This window comes from Pseudomonas sp. PS1(2021) (assembly GCF_020405165.1).
Classification (GTDB): Bacteria; Pseudomonadota; Gammaproteobacteria; order Pseudomonadales; family Pseudomonadaceae; genus Pseudomonas; species Pseudomonas aeruginosa.
In genome coordinates this window covers 5,879,272-5,898,313 of record NZ_CP084484.1, presented here as the reverse complement: position 1 = coordinate 5,898,313, position 19,042 = coordinate 5,879,272, and the positions used below count along the sequence as shown (strand labels likewise).

Sequence of the window (19,042 nt, the reverse complement as noted above, 5' to 3'; positions counted from 1 at the left end):
GTTGCCGCGGCTCGCTAGAATGGTCCCGCCCGGTAGAATGACCGGCTGTCCCGCTCTGGAAACTCCCATGGATATGTTCGGCGTCGCCGTCCTGATCTTTCTGGTCACCGACCCCTTCGGCAACATCGCCGTGTTCCTCGCCGCGCTGAAAGGCGTCGCACCTGGGCGCCGCCTGCGCGTGGCGTTTCGCGAGCTGGCCTTCGCCCTGGGCCTGCTGCTGCTCTTCCTCACCCTCGGCGAGCACATCCTCAGCGGCCTCGGCCTGTCCCGCGAGGCGACCGGGATCGCGGGTGGCATCATCCTGTTCGTGATCGCCATGCGCCTGATCTTCCCGTCGCCCCAAGGGCTGCTCGGCGAAGTGCCCGACGGCGAGCCGCTGCTGGTACCCCTGGCCACCCCGGCGGTGGCCGGGCCCTCGGCGCTGGCGATGCTGATCACCCTGCGCACCACCTTCGACGGTCCGCTGTGGGAGCTTTACCTGGCGGTGGTGCTGGCCTGGGCCGCTACTGCGCTGATCCTGCTGCAGGCGGCGTTCCTCCAGCGTTTCCTCGGCCCGCGCGGGCTGACCGCCATCGAGCGGCTGGCCGGCATGCTGCTGATCATGCTCAGCGTCGATATGCTGTTGGACAACCTGCGCAGCGTGTTGCACATCGCCGCCTGACCACGCTGCCTATCTTTCGGAGTCATCATGCGTTCGTTCGTTCTACTGGCTTTCACCCTGTCGCTGCTGGCCGGCTGCTCCAGCGGCCCGCGCCTGAACACCGACTACACCTCGGCGAACCAGGACAGCCGCGTCCAGTTCATCGTCCTCCACTACACCTCCACCGATCTGCCGCATTCGCTGGGCATCCTCACCCACGGCGGCGTCAGCGCGCACTACCTGATCGGCGACGACGAGCCGGCCACCGTCTACCGCCTGGTGGATGAGAACCGCCGCGCCTGGCACGCCGGGGTCAGTGAATGGCAGGGCCGGACCTGGCTGAACGCCACCTCGATCGGCATCGAGATCGTCAACCAGGGCTATCGCGATACACCCCAGGGGCGGGTCTGGTATCCGTTCAGCGAAGCGCAGATCCAGGCGCTGATCCCCCTGCTGAAGGACATCGCCAAGCGCCACGGCATCACCCCGGACCGGATCATCGGACACAGCGATATCGCGCCGGGCCGCAAGGTCGATCCGGGTCCGCTGTTCCCCTGGAAGCGCCTCGCCGACGCCGGCCTGGTGCCCTGGCCGAAGCCCGGCGAATTGGCGCGCCGGCTCGCCGAACTGAACGGCCAGCTGCCGGATGTGCGCTGGTTCCAGCAGCAGTTGGCGCGGCACGGTTACCTGGTGCCGCAGACCGGCGAGCTGGAGAAGGACACCCGCGACGTCATCGGCGCTTTCCAGATGAAATACCGTCCGGCTCGCTTCGATGGCGAGCCGGACCTGGAAACCGCCGCCCTGCTGCTGGCGGTGCCGACTTCCTGAGGCCTGTGGAAAAGCCTGCCGGGAGCGGCCCCGGTCACACCGGCAGCAGCATGTAGAAGCGCGCGCCCTGGCCCGGTTGCGAGCGCACCGCGATGCGCCCGCCATGCAGCTGGATGATTTCCTTGCACAGCGCCAGGCCGAGGCCGGCGCCGCCCTTCTTGCGTCCGACCTGGACGAAAGGCTCGAAGATCCGTCCTTGCTGGCTGAAGGGAATGCCTTCGCCATTGTCTTCCACCGCGATCAGCACCCGGTCGCCCTGGCGCCGGGCCTGCAGGTGGATCTGCCCGCCTTCGCTGCTATGGCGCAGGGCGTTTTCCAGCAGGTTGTCGATCACCCGCTCGATCTGCAGGCGATCGAGCTGCAGGCGCGGCAGCTCATCGCCCAGCTCCAGTTGCAGCGAGACCCGGCGGGCCTCGCCCTTGGGAATGAAACGCTGCTGCGCCTGGGTGAGCAGGTCGACGAGGTCGCAGGAAGCCAGTTCGAGCTTCTGCATGCCGGTCTGGTAGCGCGAGAAGTTCAACAGGTCGTTGATCAGCAGGACCAGCCGCGACATCTCTTCGTCCACCGTCTGGATCAGGTCCGCTTCCCGTGACTCCGCGGGGAAGTCCAGGCGTTCGCGGAGCAGGCTGAAGGCCATCTGCATGCCGGTCACCGGCGTACGCAGTTCGTGGGAGGCGCGCAGGACGAATTCGCTGCGGACCCGTTCGAAGGCGCGCTGCTCGGTCACGTCGCGGACCACCAGCACCGCGCCGACGCTATGCCCGCCGGGATGGGTGACCGGATACAGCGACCAGGCCAGCAGGCGCGACTCGCCGGCGACGTCCACCACCAGGTCGGGCATCGCCTCGTCCTGGACTTCGCCGAGCAGGGCCTTTTCCACCGCCTCCTGGACATCGACATCGCTGAGTATTTCGTCGATCCGCTTGCCATGGGGGTCGTTGGAGACGAACAGCTGGCGGATCGCGACCGGGTTGGCGTGTTCGATGCGTCCCTGGTTGTCGAAGATCACCAGGCCGTCGTCGATGCTGTCGAGTACCGCCTGCAGGCGCCGCTCGCCGGAAAGCACCTCTTCGACGCTGGTCTTGCGATACTGCCGCAGGGCCTCGGCCATCAGGCCGAAACGCCGGGTCAACTGGCCGACCTCGGCGACGTTGGTCATCGGCAGGGTCACGTCGAAATCGCCTTCGCCGATCCTGTCCGCCGCCCGCGCCAGGGTTTCGATCGGTGCGCCGAAGCGCCGGGCGATGCTGTGGGCGGTGACGAAACCGATCAGCAGGATGGCGACGCCCACCAGGCCAAGCAGGCCGGCGACCAGGTAGGCTCGGTGGCGGGCGCTGGTCTCGGCGTCGCTGATGCCGGCCAGCGCCAGTTGCTGCAGGTCCTGCAGGCGTAGGCGCAGGGTATTGAAGGCTTCGCTGAAGCCGTCGTTGTCGGCCATGGGCGCCTTGAGCAGCGCCGGGGTGTGCGCCTGCAGTTGCAGGTAGGCGTCGCGAACGCCATCCAGGGCGGCCTGCTCGGCGCCGTCGACGGTATTCGCCCGACCCTGTTCCAGGACCCGTCGGAAATCGTTCTGCGAGCGCTCCAGGGCCTGCCCGTCGGGTTTTTCGCGGAGCAGTATGACCAACTGGTCGCCGAGCAGCTGGCGCAACTGCTGGCTCACCTCGATGGTCGCGTGGTGGTGCGACATCCGTTGCTCCTGAGCGCGGCCGAGCTGCATCACGCTGAACAACCCGAGCAACAGGCCGAACAGCGAGACGGTGATCAGCGCGGAAATGCTGAGGAACAACCGGGTCCGGAGCTTCATCGGCAGCGGCATGCTCATAGGCCGTACTGCTTGCGCTTCCGGTACAGGGTCGAGGCATCGATACCGAGGGTCTTGGCGGCCTGGTCGAGGGTCGCGCTGGAGGCCATCACCGCCGTGATATGGGCTTTCTCCAGGTCTTCCAGGCTCAGCGATTCGCCGATCCGCGGCGCGCTGCTGGCAGATTGCGCAGCGCTGAAACCGAGGTGGTCGACATCCACCCGTTCCTGGTTGCAGATGATGCTGGCGCGTTCGATCACGTTGCGTAGCTCGCGTACGTTGCCCGGCCAGGGGTATTGCCGCATGGCCTCGCGGGCGGCTTCGCTGAAGCCGCGGGCGGGGCGGCCGTAGTCCTTGACGAAGCGGGCGAGGAAACGTTCGGCCAGGCCGAGGATATCCTCGGCGCGTTCGCGCAGGGGAGGCAGGTTGAGCACGATCACGTTGAGGCGGTAGAGCAGGTCCTCGCGGAACTGGCCCTGGGCGACCATCGCGCCCAGGTCGCGGTTGGTCGCGGCAAGGATGCGCACGTCGGCGCGGCGGGTCACCGGATCGCCGACGCGTTCGTATTCCTTGTCCTGGATGAAGCGCAGCAGCTTGGGTTGCAAGGTCAGCGGGAAGTCGCCGATCTCGTCGAGGAACAGGGTGCCGCCGTCAGCCTGGCTGACCCTGCCCAGGGTGCTTTCGGTGGCACCGGTGAAGGCGCCGCGACTGTGCCCGAACAGTTCGCTTTCCATCAGTTCGGCGGTCAGCGACGGGCAGTTGATGGTGACCTGGGGCTTCTTCGCGCGTTTGCTCCAGGTGTGGATGGCGCGTGCCAGTTCGCCCTTGCCGGAGCCGGATTCGCCGAGGATGAGGATGTTGGCGTCGGTCGCCGCGACCTGGCGCGCGGTCTCCAGTACCGCGGCCATGGCCGGGCTGTGCGATTCCAGGCCGTCGCCCTGGCGGCGCACTTCGTCCTCCAGGGCCTCCAGGCGCGCGGTCAGTTGGCGCACCTCCAGTTGCTTGGCGGCGGCCAGGCGCAGTTGGTCCGGGCTGCAGGGCTTGACCAGGTAATCCACCGCGCCGGCCTGCATGGCGTCGACCGCGGTATCCACCGCCGAATGCGCGGTGACGATCACCACGCGCATCCATGGCGCCTGGACGCGCATCTGGGCGAGAACGTCGAGCCCGTTGTCTTCGCCCAGGCGCAGGTCGAGGAAGCACAGGTCGAATACCTGGCGCTGCAACAGGGCCTCCGCCTGCGGCGCGCTGCTGGCGGTGGCCACGCTGTAGCCTTCGTCTTCGAGGCAATAACGGAAAGTGCGCAGGATCGCCGACTCGTCATCGACCAGCAGGATGCGCCCCTGTTTTTCGGAAGTGGTTTCCATCGTTGCTTTTTATCCTCTAGGGAATTCACTGCCATTCGGCTTCTGGGTTAGTCCCCGGAAAGCCCATGCAAGTTGCAGAGCGCCCCGCCGCCCATCCGGGCGGCCAGGGCGGCGTGCAACCTGCCGATGTTGCTGTTCTTGGGTTTTCGGGAAGCCGTGGCGGCTCCACGGATGGCTCCGGGTAGCAGGTGCCGGGTCGCTTCCCTGTTGCATGTGACAGCGTACCGCGCCGATCGTGCAAAACGCCCGGAATAATTTGTCGCGTCGTGCAGGATGAACTGCGCAGACTACCTGGGTTGTTTTATAACTTATTGAATTAAAAGTATTTTTATTTTTCAGAAAGGCTGGCATGGGGCGTGCAATGAGGTAGTCACGGTCTCCCTGAAGAAAAAATGGACACAGGCCGGTTCGCTACCCCGATGGGCCCGGCCCCGAGGCGGTACCGACAGTTCCGAAGGCACACAGGAGAAAACATCATGCTTAGTTGGGCTATCACCTTTCTGATCATCGCCATCATCGCTGCCGTCCTCGGGTTTGGTGGCATCGCAGGTGCCGCCACCGGAATCGCGAAGATCCTCTTCGTGCTGTTCCTGGTGCTCTTCGTGGTCTCGTTCTTCTTCGGACGCCGTCGCGGCTAGCCGGATGCCAAGGAGAAAGCGATGCGACTCATGCGTAACCTGATGAACGCACTGCTGCTCGGTGCCGCCGCCAGTTCGCTGGCGGTGGCGGCCGACAGGGACGGTGAATACCGCTTGAACGAATTGCAGAGCACCGATGCCGGATACCGCGAGGCCTGGCAGAACCTGGTGGAAGACGAGAGCCGCTTGCCCGACTGGGTGATGAATCTCTCGGGAACCGCTACACCGATGCATGCCGTCGACGACCAGGGCGACAAGTATCTGGTTGGCGGTCTCTGCGAGAAGTCCGATTGCAAGGGCCAGCGCCTGCTGGTCGCCTTCGATTGGGACAAGAGCCATGCCTACGGGCTCTACGTGCAGGTGCCCGAAGGGCTGCCGCAGGACAAGTCGCCGAGCAAGCACGCCAGCTTCCGCTGGCTGGGCAAGCCGGAGCCGGCGGTACAGAAGATCCTCGACGAACAACTCAAGGCCGATCCGAACTGGTACTGAGGCGGAACGGGCTTGCGTGACACCGCCCCGCCCGCAGCGGGGCATGGCCAGGGGACCGGGATGCGCTGGGTGAGGTCGATCCGGCGGGTTCCAGGGGTACAGGGAGTACCTCCTTCGGGGTCGGGCCAGGCGAAAACGCGCCGGAGGGGAGCCACCGATGTCTCGCTGCCTTCCGGCGCGCTTCTATATATAGAAGGGGTACGATGCTCCGCCGTCCGGCGGAGCGTCGGCTTCCGCAGCGATACTCCGCGAACTTCCCTGATATCGATCAATGCCTGTGGATGGCGGAGTCGTTTTACAATCGACCGCCCGCGCGTTCCGAGGCGCCCTCCCAGAAGGGCTTTACCGCGCGGTTATCCACAGAATGCCGCTTATCCACAGCCGGCGATGGCGTGCCGGACGGCCTTGCGTGTCCTGCGACCATCCATCGCAGCGATGATGAGCGACTTTCAACTTCCCAGGATGGGCACGAGGCTCCCGGGCCTTGCACGGAGTGCCTTCCGCTCCCTGTTCTTGTACGAAAATCAAGGGCAATCTCCTGTGGGACGGACGTTTCATTAGTGATTTCTCATGCCGATTCGGCATGGGGCAGTCACTTACGGCATTAGACGGGGTAGGGGAGCGCATGAATCATTGCGCCCTTTCGCCTGTCGGGAGCGACTCTCCCGTTGGAGCGACTCCCGACTTCCACAAGAATTAAGGGTGACGAAACATGGGTAAAGCCAAGCTAAGCCTCGCCTGGCAGATCGTGATCGGTCTGGCACTCGGTATCGCCGTCGGCGCAGTGCTCAACCATTTCAGCGCCGAAAAGGCCTGGTGGATCGCCAACGTGCTGCAACCGGCCGGCGACATCTTCATCCGTCTGATCAAGATGATCGTGGTGCCGATCGTGATTTCCTCGCTGGTGGTCGGCATCGCCGGCGTCGGCGACGCGAAGAAGCTTGGCCGCATCGGCCTGAAGACCATCATCTACTTCGAGATCGTCACCACCGTCGCCATCGTCGTCGGCCTGCTGCTGGCCAACCTGTTCCAGCCCGGCACCGGCATCGACATGAGCACCCTGGGTACCGTGGACATTTCCCAGTACCAGAAGACCACCCAGGAAGTGCAGCATGACCATGCGTTCATCGCGACCATCCTCAACCTGATTCCCTCCAACGTCTTCGCCGCCATCGCCCGTGGCGAGATGCTGCCGATCATCTTCTTCTCGGTGATGTTCGGCCTCGGCCTGTCGAGCCTGCCCAACGACCTGCGCGAGCCGCTGGTGAAGGTGTTCCAGGGCGTTTCCGAGACCATGTTCAAGGTCACCCACATGATCATGAAGTACGCCCCTATCGGTGTCTTCGCCCTGATCGCGGTGACCGTTGCCAACTTCGGCTTCGCCTCGCTGCTGCCGCTGGCCAAGCTGGTGATCCTGGTCTACGTGGCCATCGTCTTCTTCGCCCTGGTGGTGCTGGGCCTGATCGCGCGGATGTTCGGCTTCTCGATCATGCGCCTGATCCGCATCTTCAAGGACGACCTGGTCCTCGCCTATTCCACCGCCAGCTCGGAAACCGTGCTGCCGCGCATCATCGAGAAAATGGAAGCCTACGGCGCGCCGAAGGCGATCAGCAGCTTCGTGGTGCCCACCGGCTACTCCTTCAACCTCGACGGCTCGACCCTGTACCAGAGCATCGCGGCGATCTTCATCGCGCAGCTCTACGGCATCGACCTGTCCATCGGCCAGCAGATCATGCTGGTGCTGACCCTGATGGTGACCTCCAAGGGTATCGCCGGCGTGCCGGGCGTATCCTTCGTGGTGCTGCTCGCCACCCTGGGCAGCGTCGGCATCCCGCTCGAGGGCCTGGCCTTCATCGCCGGCGTGGACCGCATCATGGACATGGCGCGCACCGCCCTCAACGTGATCGGCAATGCCCTCGCGGTGCTGGTCATCTCCAAGTGGGAAGGCATGTACGACGCGGCCAAGGGCCAGCGCTACTGGGATTCGCTGCCGCACCTGCGGCAGGCGGTCGGCGAAGCCAAGGGCAAGCAGGCCACCCTCGAATAAGGCGGCTTCCCGCCCAGGAGGCCCCGGCATCGTCCGGGGCCTCGGCGTTTCTGGCGCCGGCACCGCCTGCGCCGCTATCATCCGCGCAACGCGGGGGATTCTGAATGCTGAACGGCTTGTGGTTGGGTTTTTTCCTGGTGGCGGCGGCGAGTGCGCTGGCGCGCTGGTTGATCGGCGGCGATGCGACGGTGTTCGCGGCGATGGTGGAGAGCCTGTTCGCCATGGCCAAGCTGGCGGTCGAGGTGATGGTCCTGCTGTTCGGCACCCTGACGCTCTGGCTCGGCTTCCTGCGCATCGCCGAGAAGGCCGGGCTGGTGGAGCGCCTGGCGGTGCTGCTCGGTCCGTTGTTCCGCCGGCTGATGCCGGAAGTGCCGCCGGGGCATCCGGCGATCGGCCTGATCACCCTGAACTTCGCCGCCAATGGCCTGGGTCTGGACAACGCCGCCACGCCGATCGGCCTGAAGGCGATGAAGGCGTTGCAGGAGCTCAATCCCAGCAGCACCACCGCGAGCAATGCGCAGATCCTCTTCCTGGTGCTCAACGCCTCGTCCCTGACCCTGCTGCCGGTGACTATCTTCATGTACCGCGCGCAGCAGGGCGCGGCCGATCCGACCCTGGTATTCCTGCCGATCCTCCTGGCCACCAGCGCCTCGACCCTGGCCGGCCTGTTGTCGGTGGCGCTGATGCAGCGCCTGCGCTTGTGGGACCCGGTGGTGCTGGCCTACCTGATCCCCGGCGCGTTGCTGCTGGCCGGCTTCATGGCGGTGCTCGGCACGCTCTCGGCCACCGCGCTGGCGCAGCTGTCCTCGCTGCTGGGCAACCTGACGCTGTTCAGCCTGATCGTGCTGTTCCTGATCGTCGGCGCGCTGAAGAAGGTGCCGGTCTACGAGAGCTTCGTGGAGGGGGCGAAGGAAGGTTTCGACGTCGCCAGGAACCTGTTGCCGTACCTGGTCGCAATGCTTTGCGCGGTTGGCGTGTTGCGCGCCTCCGGGGCGCTGGAAGTGGTACTCGGCGGGATACGCTGGGCGGTCGAGGGGCTGGGTTGGGACAGCCGCTTCGTCGAAGCGCTGCCCACCGCGCTGGTCAAGCCGTTCTCCGGCAGCGCGGCGCGGGCGATGCTGCTGGAGACCATGCAGACCCACGGCGTCGACAGTTTCCCGGCGCTGGTCGCCGCCACCGTGCAGGGCAGTACCGAGACCACCTTCTACGTGCTCGCCGTCTATTTCGGCTCGGTCGGCCTGCAGCGCGCGCGCCACGCGGTGGGCTGCGCGCTGACCGCGGACCTGGCCGGGGTCATCGCCTCCATCGGCGTGTGCTACTGGTTCTTCGCCTGAGGTCGCCAGGCTTCGACGTCACTGGGTGACGTCGAAGCGCAGGGTGCCGATCATCTGTCCGGCCTCGGTGAGTACCTTCACCTGCCAGTGGCCGACCGGGTCGCCGGGGAAGTTCTGCTTGTGGGTCCAGGCCCGGTAGCCCTCCTTGCGGCCGCCGTGGATATCCAGGGCGATGCGGTCGAACTCCTTCCCGTTGAACATCCACACGTGATAGATGCGCTCGTCGAGGCCGCGCGGCGCGTTGATCGCGGTATAGGCGAACAGGCCCTGGCTGCGCAACTGGGCGGCGCCGACCTGCTCCAGGCTGTCGCCGGGCGTGCGGCTCTGGTCGTCGAACTGGCTGCTCACCGCCACTTCGGTCAGCCACAGGGTGGCCGGCGGTACCCAGGTGCGGCCGAACCATCCGGCCAGGCCCACCGCCAGGGTCAGGCCGAGAAGCAGGAAGCCGCGCCACCAGTGCTGTAGCGGGAAGGTCACGAGCAGGCTGGGGAAGGACAGCACGACGGCGATGCCCAGCGACAACCGGTAGCTTTCCGGGGTGGTCAGGTGCAGCAGGATCGGCAGCGAGGTCAGCAACACCGCGAACAGGGTCAGGGTGTGGTAGGCGAGGAACACCCAACGACGCCTGGACAGCCAGCGATAGTAGAGCGGATCGGTGATGGAGATCAGTGCCGCGGCGGCCAGCGTCCCTGTGAACAGCGCCTGGCCGCTGTTCCAGGTGGTGGTGATGAGGAAGAACGGGAGGACGAAGAACAGGCTTTCCTGGTGGATCAGTTGGGTCGCGTAGCGCAGCAGCGGTGCCGGGATCTCCCAGCCGAAGCGGCGGGCGAAGGTCTCCCGCAGGAGGTTCTCGAGGATCAACCAGACCCAACTGACCAGCATGATGATCGCCAGCACCTGGGCGAAGCCCTTCTGCCGGTCGACCATGATGAAACTGAACACGCCCGAACAGAAGCCGAACAGGGCGATGGTGCGCGGATAGCGGGCCATCAGGCCGCCGACCAGGGCGATCAGTTGCTCCAGGCGGGCCTTGAGGATGGGGCGTTGTTGGTTGGGCATGGGGACCAGCGGGTTCTCGATCGGAGCTGCTCGGCCAGCCGGCCGGGGCGCGCAGCATAACCCCGGCCGGGTTTCCTGGGTATGAACGAAGGACAGCTGCCGCGTGGCGAATGTTTCCTTCGCCCGACAGAGGCTCCGCTCTCCTTTCTGGAGGTCGACCAGGGAAAAAGGCGTCGCTTTCCCGACCGATGGTCGCGAAGCTTTCGACAGCCTTTCAAACCCCTTCAATTCGAACCTTTCGGGCAATTTTAGATTGTTCGACAGGAGTTTTTACACATATGGTTACAACTCGGTCGATGGATGACGTACCCGCCTGCGTGGCCATCGACGCCGCCATGGACCGCTTCCCCGTGTCTGCCTGAGTGTGTGTCCCATGGCCTCTAATAAATCCAAAGGTGTCGCCATTTTCCGTGTGGTCAGTGGCAACTTCCTCGAGATGTACGACTTCATGGTGTATGGCTTCTACGCCACCGCCATCGCCAAGACCTTCTTCCCCGGCGACAACCCGTTCGCCTCCCTGATGCTGTCCCTCGCCACCTTTGGCGCCGGCTTCCTGATGCGGCCGCTGGGTGCGGTGTTCCTGGGCGCCTACATCGATCGCCACGGCCGCCGCCAGGGCCTGATCATCACCCTCGGCCTGATGGCCATGGGCACCCTGCTGATCGCCTTCGTTCCCGGCTATGCCACGCTGGGCGTGGCGGCGCCGTTGCTGGTGCTGTTCGGCCGGCTCCTGCAGGGTTTTTCCGCCGGCGTCGAGCTGGGAGGGGTTTCGGTCTACCTGTCGGAGATCGCCACGCCAGGACGCAAAGGCTTCTTCGTCAGTTGGCAGTCGGCCAGCCAGCAGGTCGCGGTGGTCTTCGCCGGCCTGCTCGGCGTGCTCCTCAACCAGTGGCTGAGCCCGCAGGACATGGGCGAATGGGGCTGGCGCGTGCCGTTCTTCATCGGCTGCCTGATCGTTCCGGCGCTGTTCGTCATCCGTCGCTCGCTGGAGGAAACGCCGGAGTTCGAGGCGCGCACCCACCGACCGTCGCTGTCGCAGGTGCTGCGCTCCATCGGGCAGAACTTCGGCATAGTGCTGGCCGGTACCGCGATGGTGGTGATGACCACCGTATCGTTCTACCTGATCACCGCCTACACGCCGACCTTCGGCAAGAACGAACTGCAACTGTCGGACCTCGACAGCCTGCTGGTGACCATGTGCATCGGCCTGTCCAACTTCATCTGGCTGCCGGTAATGGGCGCGTTCTCCGACCGCATCGGGCGCAAGCCATTGTTGCTGGGTGCCTCCGCGCTGGCACTGCTGACCGCCTACCCGGCGCTGTCCTGGCTGGTCCGCGAGCCGAGTTTCGCCGGCCTGCTCGGCGTCGAGTTGTGGCTGTCGTTCCTCTACAGCAGCTACAACGGCGCGATGGTGGTGGCGTTGACCGAGGTGATGCCGGCGGACGTGCGCACTACGGGTTTCTCCCTCGCCTACAGCCTGGCTACGGCGACCTTCGGTGGTTTCACCCCGGCGGTCTGCACCTGGCTGATCCACACCCTGGACAACCGCGCGGCCCCGGGCATCTGGCTCAGTGGCGCGGCGCTGCTGGGGCTGCTCGCCACCCTGGTGCTGTTCCGCCGGCGCGGCAAGGAGATCGCCGAGGCCGAGCTGGCCAACGCCTGAGGCGTTTCGCCGCATGCCGTGCGTCGGCTCCCGCCGGGGCTGCGGCGGCGGCGTTGATGTCGATCAACCGGAGCTGCGCCAAACCGCGTAGACAGGAAGGAAGTGGTTGTACCGACTTCCTTCCCTTCCTGGAGATCGCATCATGTCCAATGTACAAAATGCCAGCCGGTCTTCCGCGTTCGCGGCGGTAGAGGGCGACCATTGGGTCGAGTCCCTCGACGATGGCCGCCACGTGCTGATCCGTCCCCTGCGCGAGGAGGACCGGGAGCGCGAACGCCAGTTCATCAACCGGCTGTCCCCGGCGACCCGCCACTTCCGCTTCCTCGGCGAGATCAAGGAAGCCAGCCCGGCGCTGCTCGATCAACTGATGGACATCGACTACCAGCAGAGCATGGCCTTCGTTGCCCTGGTGCACGAGGACGGTGAGCTGCGCGAGGTCGGTATCAGCCGCTACGCCGCCTGCTGCGAGGAAGGGCAGTGCGAATGCGCGGTAACCATCGCCGACGACTACCAGGGTCTGGGCCTCGACGCCGTGCTGATGCGCCATCTGATCGACGTGGCGCGGCGCAACGGCTTCCGCCAGATGTATTCGGTGGACTCGGCGGCCAACCGGGCGATGCGCGACCTTTGTTGCGCACTGGGCTTCGTCGGCCAGCGCGACCCGGACGACTCGACCCAGGTCATCCACCGCCTGGCCCTGTAGCCCGGTCAGGCGCGCCGGCGGCGCAGGCCGAACCAGAGCAGGCCGCTGGCCAGGAGACCGGCGGCGAGCAGCAATGGGTAGAGCATGTCGTCGTCGAATAGCGGCTTTTCGATGCGCAGGTAGCCTTCGCCGTCGAACAGCCGCTTCGCCAGCGCGTTCGCCTGTTGCAGGCTGACCTTCGCCAGGCGGCGCTCCTCATTGGGGAAATGGCCGTCCTCGTAGTCGGCCAGCGAGCCCCAGTAATAGTCCGCCAGCGCCGCGTTGCCCTGGGTGCTCCAGGCCAGCCTGGCGCGCTCGGCGAATTGCACCCGCTTGAAACGCCCCGGGTCCAGGCCATGCTGGCGGATGCCGTCGAGCAACTCGCGCAGGGCGGCCTCGGTGGCGGGCAGGTCGCTGCGCTCGACATCCGCGTCGAGGCTGAAGAAGCCCTGGTTGGCGAACACCTGGCGATCGGTCGATGGCCCGTAGGTGAGTCCGCGACGCACACGCAGGTCGGCGTACAGCGCGTCGTTCATATAGGCCTGGAGCAGGACCATGGCGTCCGGGTCGGCGTCGTCCGGCTCCGGATAGACCCAGTGCAGCATCGCACCCTCGCCGAATGGCCGGGTGATCAGGGTGCGCCTGGCCTCGGCATGCCCGTTGGCCGCCGGCAGCTCGCGGCGCTCGGGGAGCTCGTGGTCTTCCAGGGTGCCGAAGGTCCGGGTCAGATAGGCCGGCAGGCGCGGGTCGAGGTCACCGACCAGGATCAGGGTCATGTTGCCCGGTACGTACCAGTCGCTGCGCAGCCGCTCCAGCTGCTCCGCGCCAAGCGGCGCCAGCGGCGCGCGCTGGGAGCAGGCCAAGCCCAGTTCCACCGCCAGTTGGTCCATGGCGCCACGGCCCAGGTTCTCGCGGTCGAGCCAGCGCTGCAGGTGCGAGTAATGGCCGCCGCCTTCGCGCTCGATCACTCGCTTGGCGGCGGCGATGCGCGGCTCGTCCAGTTCGGTGCGGGTGATGGTGTCCAGCAGCAGGTCTAGGACCTGCCGCTGGGTGGCGGCAGGTGCCTCGATGACGAAGGTGGTGTCGCCTTCGCTGGTGTAGGCGTTCCATTGTCCGCCGAGGGCCTGCATGCGGGCTTCCAGGTCGGCCTCGTCGCCGCCGTCCAGGCCGCTGAAGAACAGATGCTCGAGCAGGTGCGGCAGCTGCTTTTCACGGCACGAGAAGTCGGCGAAACCGACCCCCACCACCAGCCGGATCGAGACGTGTCGGTGCTGCTCGGTGGGCTTGAGCAGCACGCCCATGCCGTTTTCCAGCTGGAAGGCTTCGACCTCGCTGCGCTGGTCGGCGTACGACCAGGGGCAGAGCAGGCAGAACAGCAGCAGGGTGGACAACGAACGCATGGGCCGAGCCTGGAACTGAAAATACCGAGAATAGCGGATGCTTCATGACGAACCTACCCGCAGAACGGCTAATGTCGCGAACGGCGCGTTTCCGCTCGCTCCTCGGCGAGCGCTGGCTCGGCCAGCGGCGCCGAGGTCATGTCGTCGACTTCGTCGGCCCAGTCGTCCTCGTCCCGCCGAGTGCCCTCGTCGGCCGCGCTGCTCGGCGCGTCTGGATTGTCCAGCACGGCGTAGGCGATGGCGCAGAACAGCGAGTTGAGACGCTTCATGTCGCTGATCAGGTCCAGGTGCAGCGAGCTGGTCTCGATGCTCTGTACCACCTGCTGGTGCAGGCGGTCGACATGGGCATGGGCGTAGCGCCGTTCCTGCAGACGGAAGCGCTGCTTGGCCCGGCGCAGGCGCTTGGCGCTGTCGAGGTCGCCGTTGAGGAACACCGAGAGACCCAGGCGCAGGTTGGAGACCAACTGCTGGTACAAGGTGCCGATCTCTTCCAGGCCGGTGTCGGAGAACGAGCGGCTGCGCGAGGTCTTCTTGTCCTGCACGGCGGCGAGCATGTGCTCGATGATGTCGCCGGCCTGCTCCAGGTTGATCGCCAGCTCGATGATCTCCGCCCAGCGCCGGCTGTCGCGTTCGGACAGGTCCTCGCGCGGCATCCTTGCCAGATACAGCTTGATCGCGGTGTAGAGGGCGTCGACGTCGTCGTCGAGCTTGCGGATGTCCTTGCCGAGCAGCGGATCGCCGCCGCGGATGATCTGCATCAGATTGTTCAGCATCTGCTCGACGGTGTCGCCCATGCGCAGGGTCTCGCGCACCGCGTTGGCCAGCGCCAGGCTCGGCGTGTCGAGGGCGGCGGGGTCGAGATGGCGCGGCCGGGCGACGTCGTCGGGAAGGGCACGGTCGGGCATCACACGGGTGCAGAAGCTGGCCATGGCGTTGGTCAGCGGCAGGCAGGCGAGGCAGCGCGCGGCGTTGTAGAGCACGTGGAAGGCGATCACCAGTTCGGCTGTGCTGAACTGCCAATGATCCATCCAGTCCGCCAGCGGCCCCACCAGGGGCAGCACCAGCAGGCAGCCGGCGACCTTGAACAACAGGCTGCCGAGGGCCACCCGGCGACCGGCGGCGTTTTGCGCGGTGGCGCTGAGCATGGCCAGGATGCCGCTGCCGAGGTTGGCGCCGACCACCAGGCACAGCGCGACTTTCAGCGAGATCACCTTGGACGCGGCGAGGGTCGCGGTAAGCAGCACGGCGGCCAGGCTGGAATAGGAAATCATGGCGAACAACGCGCCGGTCAGCGCGTCGAGCATGATGTCGCCGGTCAGGCTGGAAAACAGTACCTTGACGCCCTTGGCTTGGGTCATCGGCTCGGCGGCGGCGACGATCAGCTGGAGCGCCAGGATGATCAGGCCGAGGCCGATGAATACCCGGCCGAGCTGGCCGAGGCGGGTCTGTTTGCGGCTGAGGAAGAAAATCACGCCGAAGAAGATCAGCAATGGCGAAAGCCACGACAGGTCGAGGGTCAGCACCCGCGCCATCAGCGCGGTGCCGACATCGGCGCCGAGCATGATCGCCAGGGCCGGCGCCAGTGCCATCAGGCCCTGGGCGACGAAGGAGGTGGCCAGCAGGGCGGTGGCGTTGCTGCTTTGCACCAGGGCGGTGACGCCGATGCCGGCGGCGAACGCCAGCGGGCGTTTTTCCACGCTGCGACTGAGGATGCGCCGCAGGTCGGCGCCGTAGACCCGGAGGATTCCGGTGCGGACGATATGCGTGCCCCACACCAGCAGGGCGACGGCAGAGAGCAGGTCGAGCAGTTTCAGCATGGCGTGGCCCCCCTGGCACTACGACGAATGGCCAACCTCGCGCCAGGTTCCGCGTGCGTTGCGCCGCGGAGCCCGGACAACGGCGCCAACGGCCACGATGGAAAGGCAGCGTTCAGGCGAGTTGTAACACGAACGTCATATTTGGACAGGCGCCCCCCGCGGGAGTTCGTCTCGGCAGCCCGAGCGGCAGGGCGCCTACCCTTCATTCAAGCGTGCGCGCCGGGAAACGGCGAGGATTTTTTCGCCTTCCGTTCGATGCATGCGTTTGCGCCACAGGCCATGGAATTAGCCGACAGGAAGGGTATCCTTTGCACCTTTTAAAAAGCCCCGGTCTAGAGGGATACAGAGGAGTGGTGCGGATGCGATTTTCGGGGATCAGTGGCTGCCTCTCGGCAGCGGTGTTGGCGCTCGGGGTAGGGGGAGCGCCGGTGGTTCAGGCCGATGCGCTGGGCGACAGCCTGGAGCAGGCGCACATCCGCAAGGCGACCTTCGCCGCGCCGGCCTGGGAAGGCTATACCAACGCCGACGGCAGCGGTCTGTACTGGGACCTGCTGAAGCAGGTCTATGCGCCCTACGGGCTCGACGTGAAATTCATCAACATGCCCTGGAACCGCGCCAACAAGCTGATGACCGCGGGCTCCATGGTCGATGGCGTGCCGGGCGAGATCCCCGGTGTTGAGGGCAAGCTGTACGCCCAGTTGCCGATCGACATCGAGTACCACGGCGTGATGCATGCGGCGAAGACGCCCTTTTCCGGCCGCGCCAGCCTCACCGGCAAGCGCGTCGGCTGGCGCCACAGCTACAACCTGATCCCCGCGGAGCAGCGCGACTTCACCCTGGTCGAGTGCGTCCGACCCGAGCGTTGCACCGAGCAGGTCCAGAACGGCGAGCTGGATTTCTTCCTCGACGAGCCGGACGAACTGGAAAAGCAGCGCAGCGAAGCGCATCTGCCGGCCGACGCCTACCCGATCGCGCAACTGCCGCCCGGCAAGGAGTCCTTCATGACCTTCGCCGACAGCGCCAGCGGCCGGCTCCTGCGCGAGGTCTACGACGCGCGGGTACGGCAGATGGCGGCGTCCGGCGAGCTGCGGGCGCTCTACCAGCGCTGGAACAGCGAGGTGCCCGGCGCCGTGCAGGCTCTTTCGGCGCAGTGATGCGCCGCTCATTTCCATCGCGAAGCCTTTCCGGGGCTTGCGCGGTGGGAATGAAACGCCTAGGATTCGCCCTTCATTTCCCCCACTTACGCACCGCAAAGGAGGTTACATCGATGATTCAGTTCTCTACCCTTTGCAGGCTGCGCCTGGCCTAACGGCCACCGAAACCTACCGCTCGACCCCCTGCACCGCTGAACGATTCCCGCCCTTGCGTCCGCGCAAGCTTCCGGCGAGAGGTCATCGGCTGCCGCGGTCACCTCTCCCCAGGTTTTCACTTCTCCGTTAGACGCCCTTCGCCCTTCCGCGAGTGCCCGCTCGGCTTCGGTCTGCCCCCCGGATCTACCGTTTCAATCACATGGATTGGATTATGGGCAACTACATCAAGCCTTTGTCCGCGGGCGTCGCACTGATCGCCTCGGACAGCACCTGGATCGAAGGCAAGGCGATCCAGCAACTGCAAACCACCGCCGAGCTGGACGGCATGTGCCGCGTCGTCGGTCTCCCGGACCTGCATCCCGGCCGCGGCTATCCGGTCGGCGCGGCGTTCTTCTCCGTCGGTCGCTTCTATCCGGCGCTGGTCGGCAACGACATCGGCTGTGGCATGGCCCTGTGGGAAACCGGCCTGGCCCCCGGCAAGCTGTCGGCGGACAAACTGGAAAAGCGCCTGGGCAATCTCGACCTGCCGCTGGACGAGACCTGGAGCGACTGCATCGAAGCCCTGGATCTACCGGCCCGCGAGCACTGGCGCGCGCTCGGCACGATCGGTGGCGGCAACCACTTCGCCGAGCTACAGCAGGTCGAGACCGTGTTCGACCAGGCCGCCCTGCACGCCCTCGGCCTCGATGCCGGCCGCCTGCAACTGCTGGTGCACAGTGGCTCGCGCGGTCTCGGCCAGGCGATCCTGCAAGAGCAGGTCAGCCTGCATGGCCACGCCGGCCTGCTCGACGGCAGCCTGGAAGCTTCCGCCTACCTGGCGCGCCACGCCGATGCGCTGCGCTTCGCCGAGGGTAACCGCCAGCTCATCGCCCGGCGCATTCTCGAACGCTTGCGCTGCGACGGCCTGGAACTGCTCGACATCAACCACAACCTGGTGGCGCCGGCACAGGTCGATGGCGTCGACGGCTGGCTGCACCGCAAGGGCGCCACCCCGGCCGACCAGGGCGTGCTGGTGATCCCCGGCTCGCGCGGCGACTACAGCTACCTGGTGGAGCCTGTGCCGAGCGCGCAGAGCCTGTTCTCCCTGGCCCACGGCGCCGGTCGCAAATGGCAGCGCGGCGAGTGTCGGGAGCGTCTGGCGGCGCGCTTCAGCGTCGACCAGTTGGGCCGTACGCGCCTTGGCAGCAGGGTGATCTGTGGCGACCGCCAACTGATCTACGAGGAAGCGCCGGAAGCCTACAAGGGTATCGACTCGGTGGTCGGCGCGCTGCTCGAAGCCGGCCTGCTGCGCCTGGTCGCCCGCCTGAAGCCGGTGCTGACCTACAAGACCCGTGGGGAGTGCTGCCGATGATCCTGCTGCAACTCTCCGCGGCCCAGGGGCCGGCGGAATGCTGCCTGGCGGTGGCGAAGGCGTTCGAGCGGCTGTGCCTCGAGGCGGCGCAAGCCGGCGTCGAGGTCGAGGTAATCGAGGAGGTGGCCGGCGAGCGTCCGCGCACCTGGCGTTCGCTGCTCCTGGGGCTGCGCGGCACTGCCGCCGAAGCGCTCGCCGAGCGCTGGTGCGGCGGTATCCAGTGGATCTGCCCCAGCCCCTACCGGGCAAGGCATGCGCGCAAGAACTGGTTCATCGGCGCGGAGCGCTTCGCCGCGCCGCCGGCCAGTCTGGAGGGCGAGATCCGTTTCGAGACCCTGCGCTCTTCCGGCCCCGGCGGCCAGCATGTCAACACCACCGACTCGGCGGTGCGCGCCACCCACCTGGCCAGCGGCATCAGCGTCAGGGTGCAGAGCCAGCGTAGCCAGCACGCCAACAAACGCCTGGCGATCCTGCTGATCGCCCGGCGCCTCGCGGACCAGGCGAGCAGCGCGGCCGACGCGCTGCGCGCGGAGCGCCGCCAGGCCCACGGCCGGATCAGTCGCGGCGCGGCTCGCCGGGTATTCCGCGGCGAGCGTTTCGAGCCGGCCTGAGCGGC

The 19,042-nt window shown here is 66.3% G+C and carries 16 protein-coding genes; 11 read left to right on the top strand and 5 right to left on the bottom strand.

Annotated features, from left to right (window positions below; genetic code table 11):
* Window positions 1-67 precede the first annotated feature (67 nt).
* Window positions 68-661: a MarC family protein gene (locus LE197_RS28050; RefSeq protein WP_003102836.1), complete on the top strand. Its 594-nt coding sequence runs from the start codon at window positions 68-70 to the stop codon at window positions 659-661.
* Window positions 662-688: 27 nt separating this feature from the next.
* The gene (gene ampDh2 / locus LE197_RS28045; RefSeq protein WP_003096970.1) at window positions 689-1,468 is read left to right on the top strand and encodes an N-acetylmuramoyl-L-alanine amidase AmpDh2; all 780 of its coding nucleotides are present in this window, start codon (window positions 689-691) and stop codon (window positions 1,466-1,468) included.
* Window positions 1,469-1,502: 34 nt separating this feature from the next.
* On the opposite strand, the gene LE197_RS28040 is transcribed toward ampDh2, so the two are convergent.
* Window positions 1,503-3,290 carry a KinB sensor domain-containing domain gene (locus LE197_RS28040; RefSeq protein WP_003122332.1) on the bottom strand — a complete coding sequence of 596 codons (1,788 nt, stop codon included), beginning with the start codon at window positions 3,288-3,290 and terminating at the stop codon, window positions 1,503-1,505.
* Window positions 3,287-4,636, bottom strand: a complete 1,350-nt coding sequence (gene algB, locus LE197_RS28035; RefSeq protein WP_003096964.1) for a sigma-54-dependent response regulator transcription factor AlgB — start codon at window positions 4,634-4,636, stop codon at window positions 3,287-3,289. Before algB ends, LE197_RS28040 begins: the two co-directional genes overlap by 4 nt.
* Before the next feature lie 476 nt (window positions 4,637-5,112).
* On the opposite strand from algB, the gene LE197_RS28030 reads away from it, so the two are divergent.
* The 4 genes from LE197_RS28030 (at window position 5,113) to LE197_RS28015 (ending at window position 9,144) form a co-directional block, all read left to right on the top strand.
* Window positions 5,113-5,274, top strand: a complete 162-nt coding sequence (locus tag LE197_RS28030; RefSeq protein ID WP_003096961.1) for a DUF1328 domain-containing protein — start codon at window positions 5,113-5,115, stop codon at window positions 5,272-5,274.
* Between the two features lie 21 nt (window positions 5,275-5,295).
* Window positions 5,296-5,763 carry an inhibitor of vertebrate lysozyme family protein gene (locus LE197_RS28025; protein WP_003096958.1) on the top strand — a complete coding sequence of 156 codons (468 nt, stop codon included), beginning with the start codon at window positions 5,296-5,298 and terminating at the stop codon, window positions 5,761-5,763.
* A 712-nt stretch (window positions 5,764-6,475) separates the two neighbouring features.
* Window positions 6,476-7,810 carry a glutamate/aspartate:proton symporter GltP gene (gene gltP / locus LE197_RS28020; RefSeq protein WP_003096956.1) on the top strand — a complete coding sequence of 445 codons (1,335 nt, stop codon included), beginning with the start codon at window positions 6,476-6,478 and terminating at the stop codon, window positions 7,808-7,810.
* A gap of 104 nt (window positions 7,811-7,914) precedes the next feature.
* A complete protein-coding gene (locus LE197_RS28015; protein WP_003096953.1) occupies window positions 7,915-9,144 on the top strand; it encodes a nucleoside recognition domain-containing protein in 1,230 nt (409 codons plus the stop codon).
* Window positions 9,145-9,162: 18 nt separating this feature from the next.
* Here LE197_RS28015 and LE197_RS28010 read toward each other — a convergent pair whose 3' ends face one another.
* Window positions 9,163-10,203, bottom strand: coding sequence for a DUF5924 family protein (locus tag LE197_RS28010; RefSeq protein WP_003146826.1), 1,041 nt, complete (start codon window positions 10,201-10,203; stop codon window positions 9,163-9,165).
* A 373-nt stretch (window positions 10,204-10,576) separates the two neighbouring features.
* Between LE197_RS28010 and LE197_RS28005 the strand changes: the two genes are divergently transcribed.
* Together LE197_RS28005 and LE197_RS28000 are read left to right on the top strand one after the other, a co-directional pair.
* Window positions 10,577-11,866 (top strand): MFS transporter, encoded by a 1,290-nt coding sequence (locus tag LE197_RS28005; RefSeq protein ID WP_023089769.1) that lies wholly within the window; start codon window positions 10,577-10,579, stop codon window positions 11,864-11,866.
* A gap of 142 nt (window positions 11,867-12,008) precedes the next feature.
* Window positions 12,009-12,569 (top strand): GNAT family N-acetyltransferase, encoded by a 561-nt coding sequence (locus LE197_RS28000; protein ID WP_003096934.1) that lies wholly within the window; start codon window positions 12,009-12,011, stop codon window positions 12,567-12,569.
* A 5-nt stretch (window positions 12,570-12,574) separates the two neighbouring features.
* On the opposite strand, the gene LE197_RS27995 is transcribed toward LE197_RS28000, so the two are convergent.
* Both LE197_RS27995 and LE197_RS27990 read right to left on the bottom strand, forming a co-directional pair.
* Entirely contained in the window at window positions 12,575-13,948 is a 1,374-nt protein-coding gene (locus LE197_RS27995) for a M16 family metallopeptidase (protein ID WP_016252811.1), read from the bottom strand.
* A 68-nt stretch (window positions 13,949-14,016) separates the two neighbouring features.
* On the bottom strand, window positions 14,017-15,765 hold the full coding sequence (locus LE197_RS27990) for a Na/Pi cotransporter family protein (protein WP_003096931.1): 1,749 nt from the start codon (window positions 15,763-15,765) through the stop codon (window positions 14,017-14,019).
* Between the two features lie 353 nt (window positions 15,766-16,118).
* On the opposite strand from LE197_RS27990, the gene LE197_RS27985 reads away from it, so the two are divergent.
* The 3 genes from LE197_RS27985 to prfH all read left to right on the top strand — a co-directional run bounded on the left by LE197_RS27985 (window position 16,119) and on the right by prfH (window position 19,037).
* Window positions 16,119-16,919, top strand: coding sequence for a substrate-binding periplasmic protein (locus LE197_RS27985; protein WP_003121370.1), 801 nt, complete (start codon window positions 16,119-16,121; stop codon window positions 16,917-16,919).
* 367 nt (window positions 16,920-17,286) lie between these two features.
* Window positions 17,287-18,426: an RNA ligase RtcB family protein gene (locus tag LE197_RS27980; protein WP_003121369.1), complete on the top strand. Its 1,140-nt coding sequence runs from the start codon at window positions 17,287-17,289 to the stop codon at window positions 18,424-18,426.
* Entirely contained in the window at window positions 18,423-19,037 is a 615-nt protein-coding gene (prfH, locus tag LE197_RS27975; protein WP_003158566.1) for a peptide chain release factor H, read from the top strand. Before LE197_RS27980 ends, prfH begins: the two co-directional genes overlap by 4 nt.
* Window positions 19,038-19,042 lie beyond the last annotated feature (5 nt).

Excerpts from the sequence above, each read along its gene's own strand:
- LE197_RS28050 (WP_003102836.1), top strand. The coding sequence starts at position 68 with ATGGATATGTTCGGCGTCGCCGTCCTGATCTTTCTGGTCACCGACCCC.
- ampDh2 (WP_003096970.1), top strand. The coding sequence starts at position 689 with ATGCGTTCGTTCGTTCTACTGGCTTTCACCCTGTCGCTGCTGGCCGGC.
- LE197_RS28040 (WP_003122332.1), bottom strand. The coding sequence starts at position 3,290 with ATGAGCATGCCGCTGCCGATGAAGCTCCGGACCCGGTTGTTCCTCAGC.
- algB (WP_003096964.1), bottom strand. The coding sequence starts at position 4,636 with ATGGAAACCACTTCCGAAAAACAGGGGCGCATCCTGCTGGTCGATGAC.
- LE197_RS28030 (WP_003096961.1), top strand. The coding sequence starts at position 5,113 with ATGCTTAGTTGGGCTATCACCTTTCTGATCATCGCCATCATCGCTGCC.
- LE197_RS28025 (WP_003096958.1), top strand. The coding sequence starts at position 5,296 with ATGCGACTCATGCGTAACCTGATGAACGCACTGCTGCTCGGTGCCGCC.
- gltP (WP_003096956.1), top strand. The coding sequence starts at position 6,476 with ATGGGTAAAGCCAAGCTAAGCCTCGCCTGGCAGATCGTGATCGGTCTG.
- LE197_RS28015 (WP_003096953.1), top strand. The coding sequence starts at position 7,915 with ATGCTGAACGGCTTGTGGTTGGGTTTTTTCCTGGTGGCGGCGGCGAGT.
- LE197_RS28010 (WP_003146826.1), bottom strand. The coding sequence starts at position 10,203 with ATGCCCAACCAACAACGCCCCATCCTCAAGGCCCGCCTGGAGCAACTG.
- LE197_RS28005 (WP_023089769.1), top strand. The coding sequence starts at position 10,577 with ATGGCCTCTAATAAATCCAAAGGTGTCGCCATTTTCCGTGTGGTCAGT.
- LE197_RS28000 (WP_003096934.1), top strand. The coding sequence starts at position 12,009 with ATGTCCAATGTACAAAATGCCAGCCGGTCTTCCGCGTTCGCGGCGGTA.
- LE197_RS27995 (WP_016252811.1), bottom strand. The coding sequence starts at position 13,948 with ATGCGTTCGTTGTCCACCCTGCTGCTGTTCTGCCTGCTCTGCCCCTGG.
- LE197_RS27990 (WP_003096931.1), bottom strand. The coding sequence starts at position 15,765 with ATGCTGAAACTGCTCGACCTGCTCTCTGCCGTCGCCCTGCTGGTGTGG.
- LE197_RS27980 (WP_003121369.1), top strand. The coding sequence starts at position 17,287 with ATGGGCAACTACATCAAGCCTTTGTCCGCGGGCGTCGCACTGATCGCC.
- prfH (WP_003158566.1), top strand. The coding sequence starts at position 18,423 with ATGATCCTGCTGCAACTCTCCGCGGCCCAGGGGCCGGCGGAATGCTGC.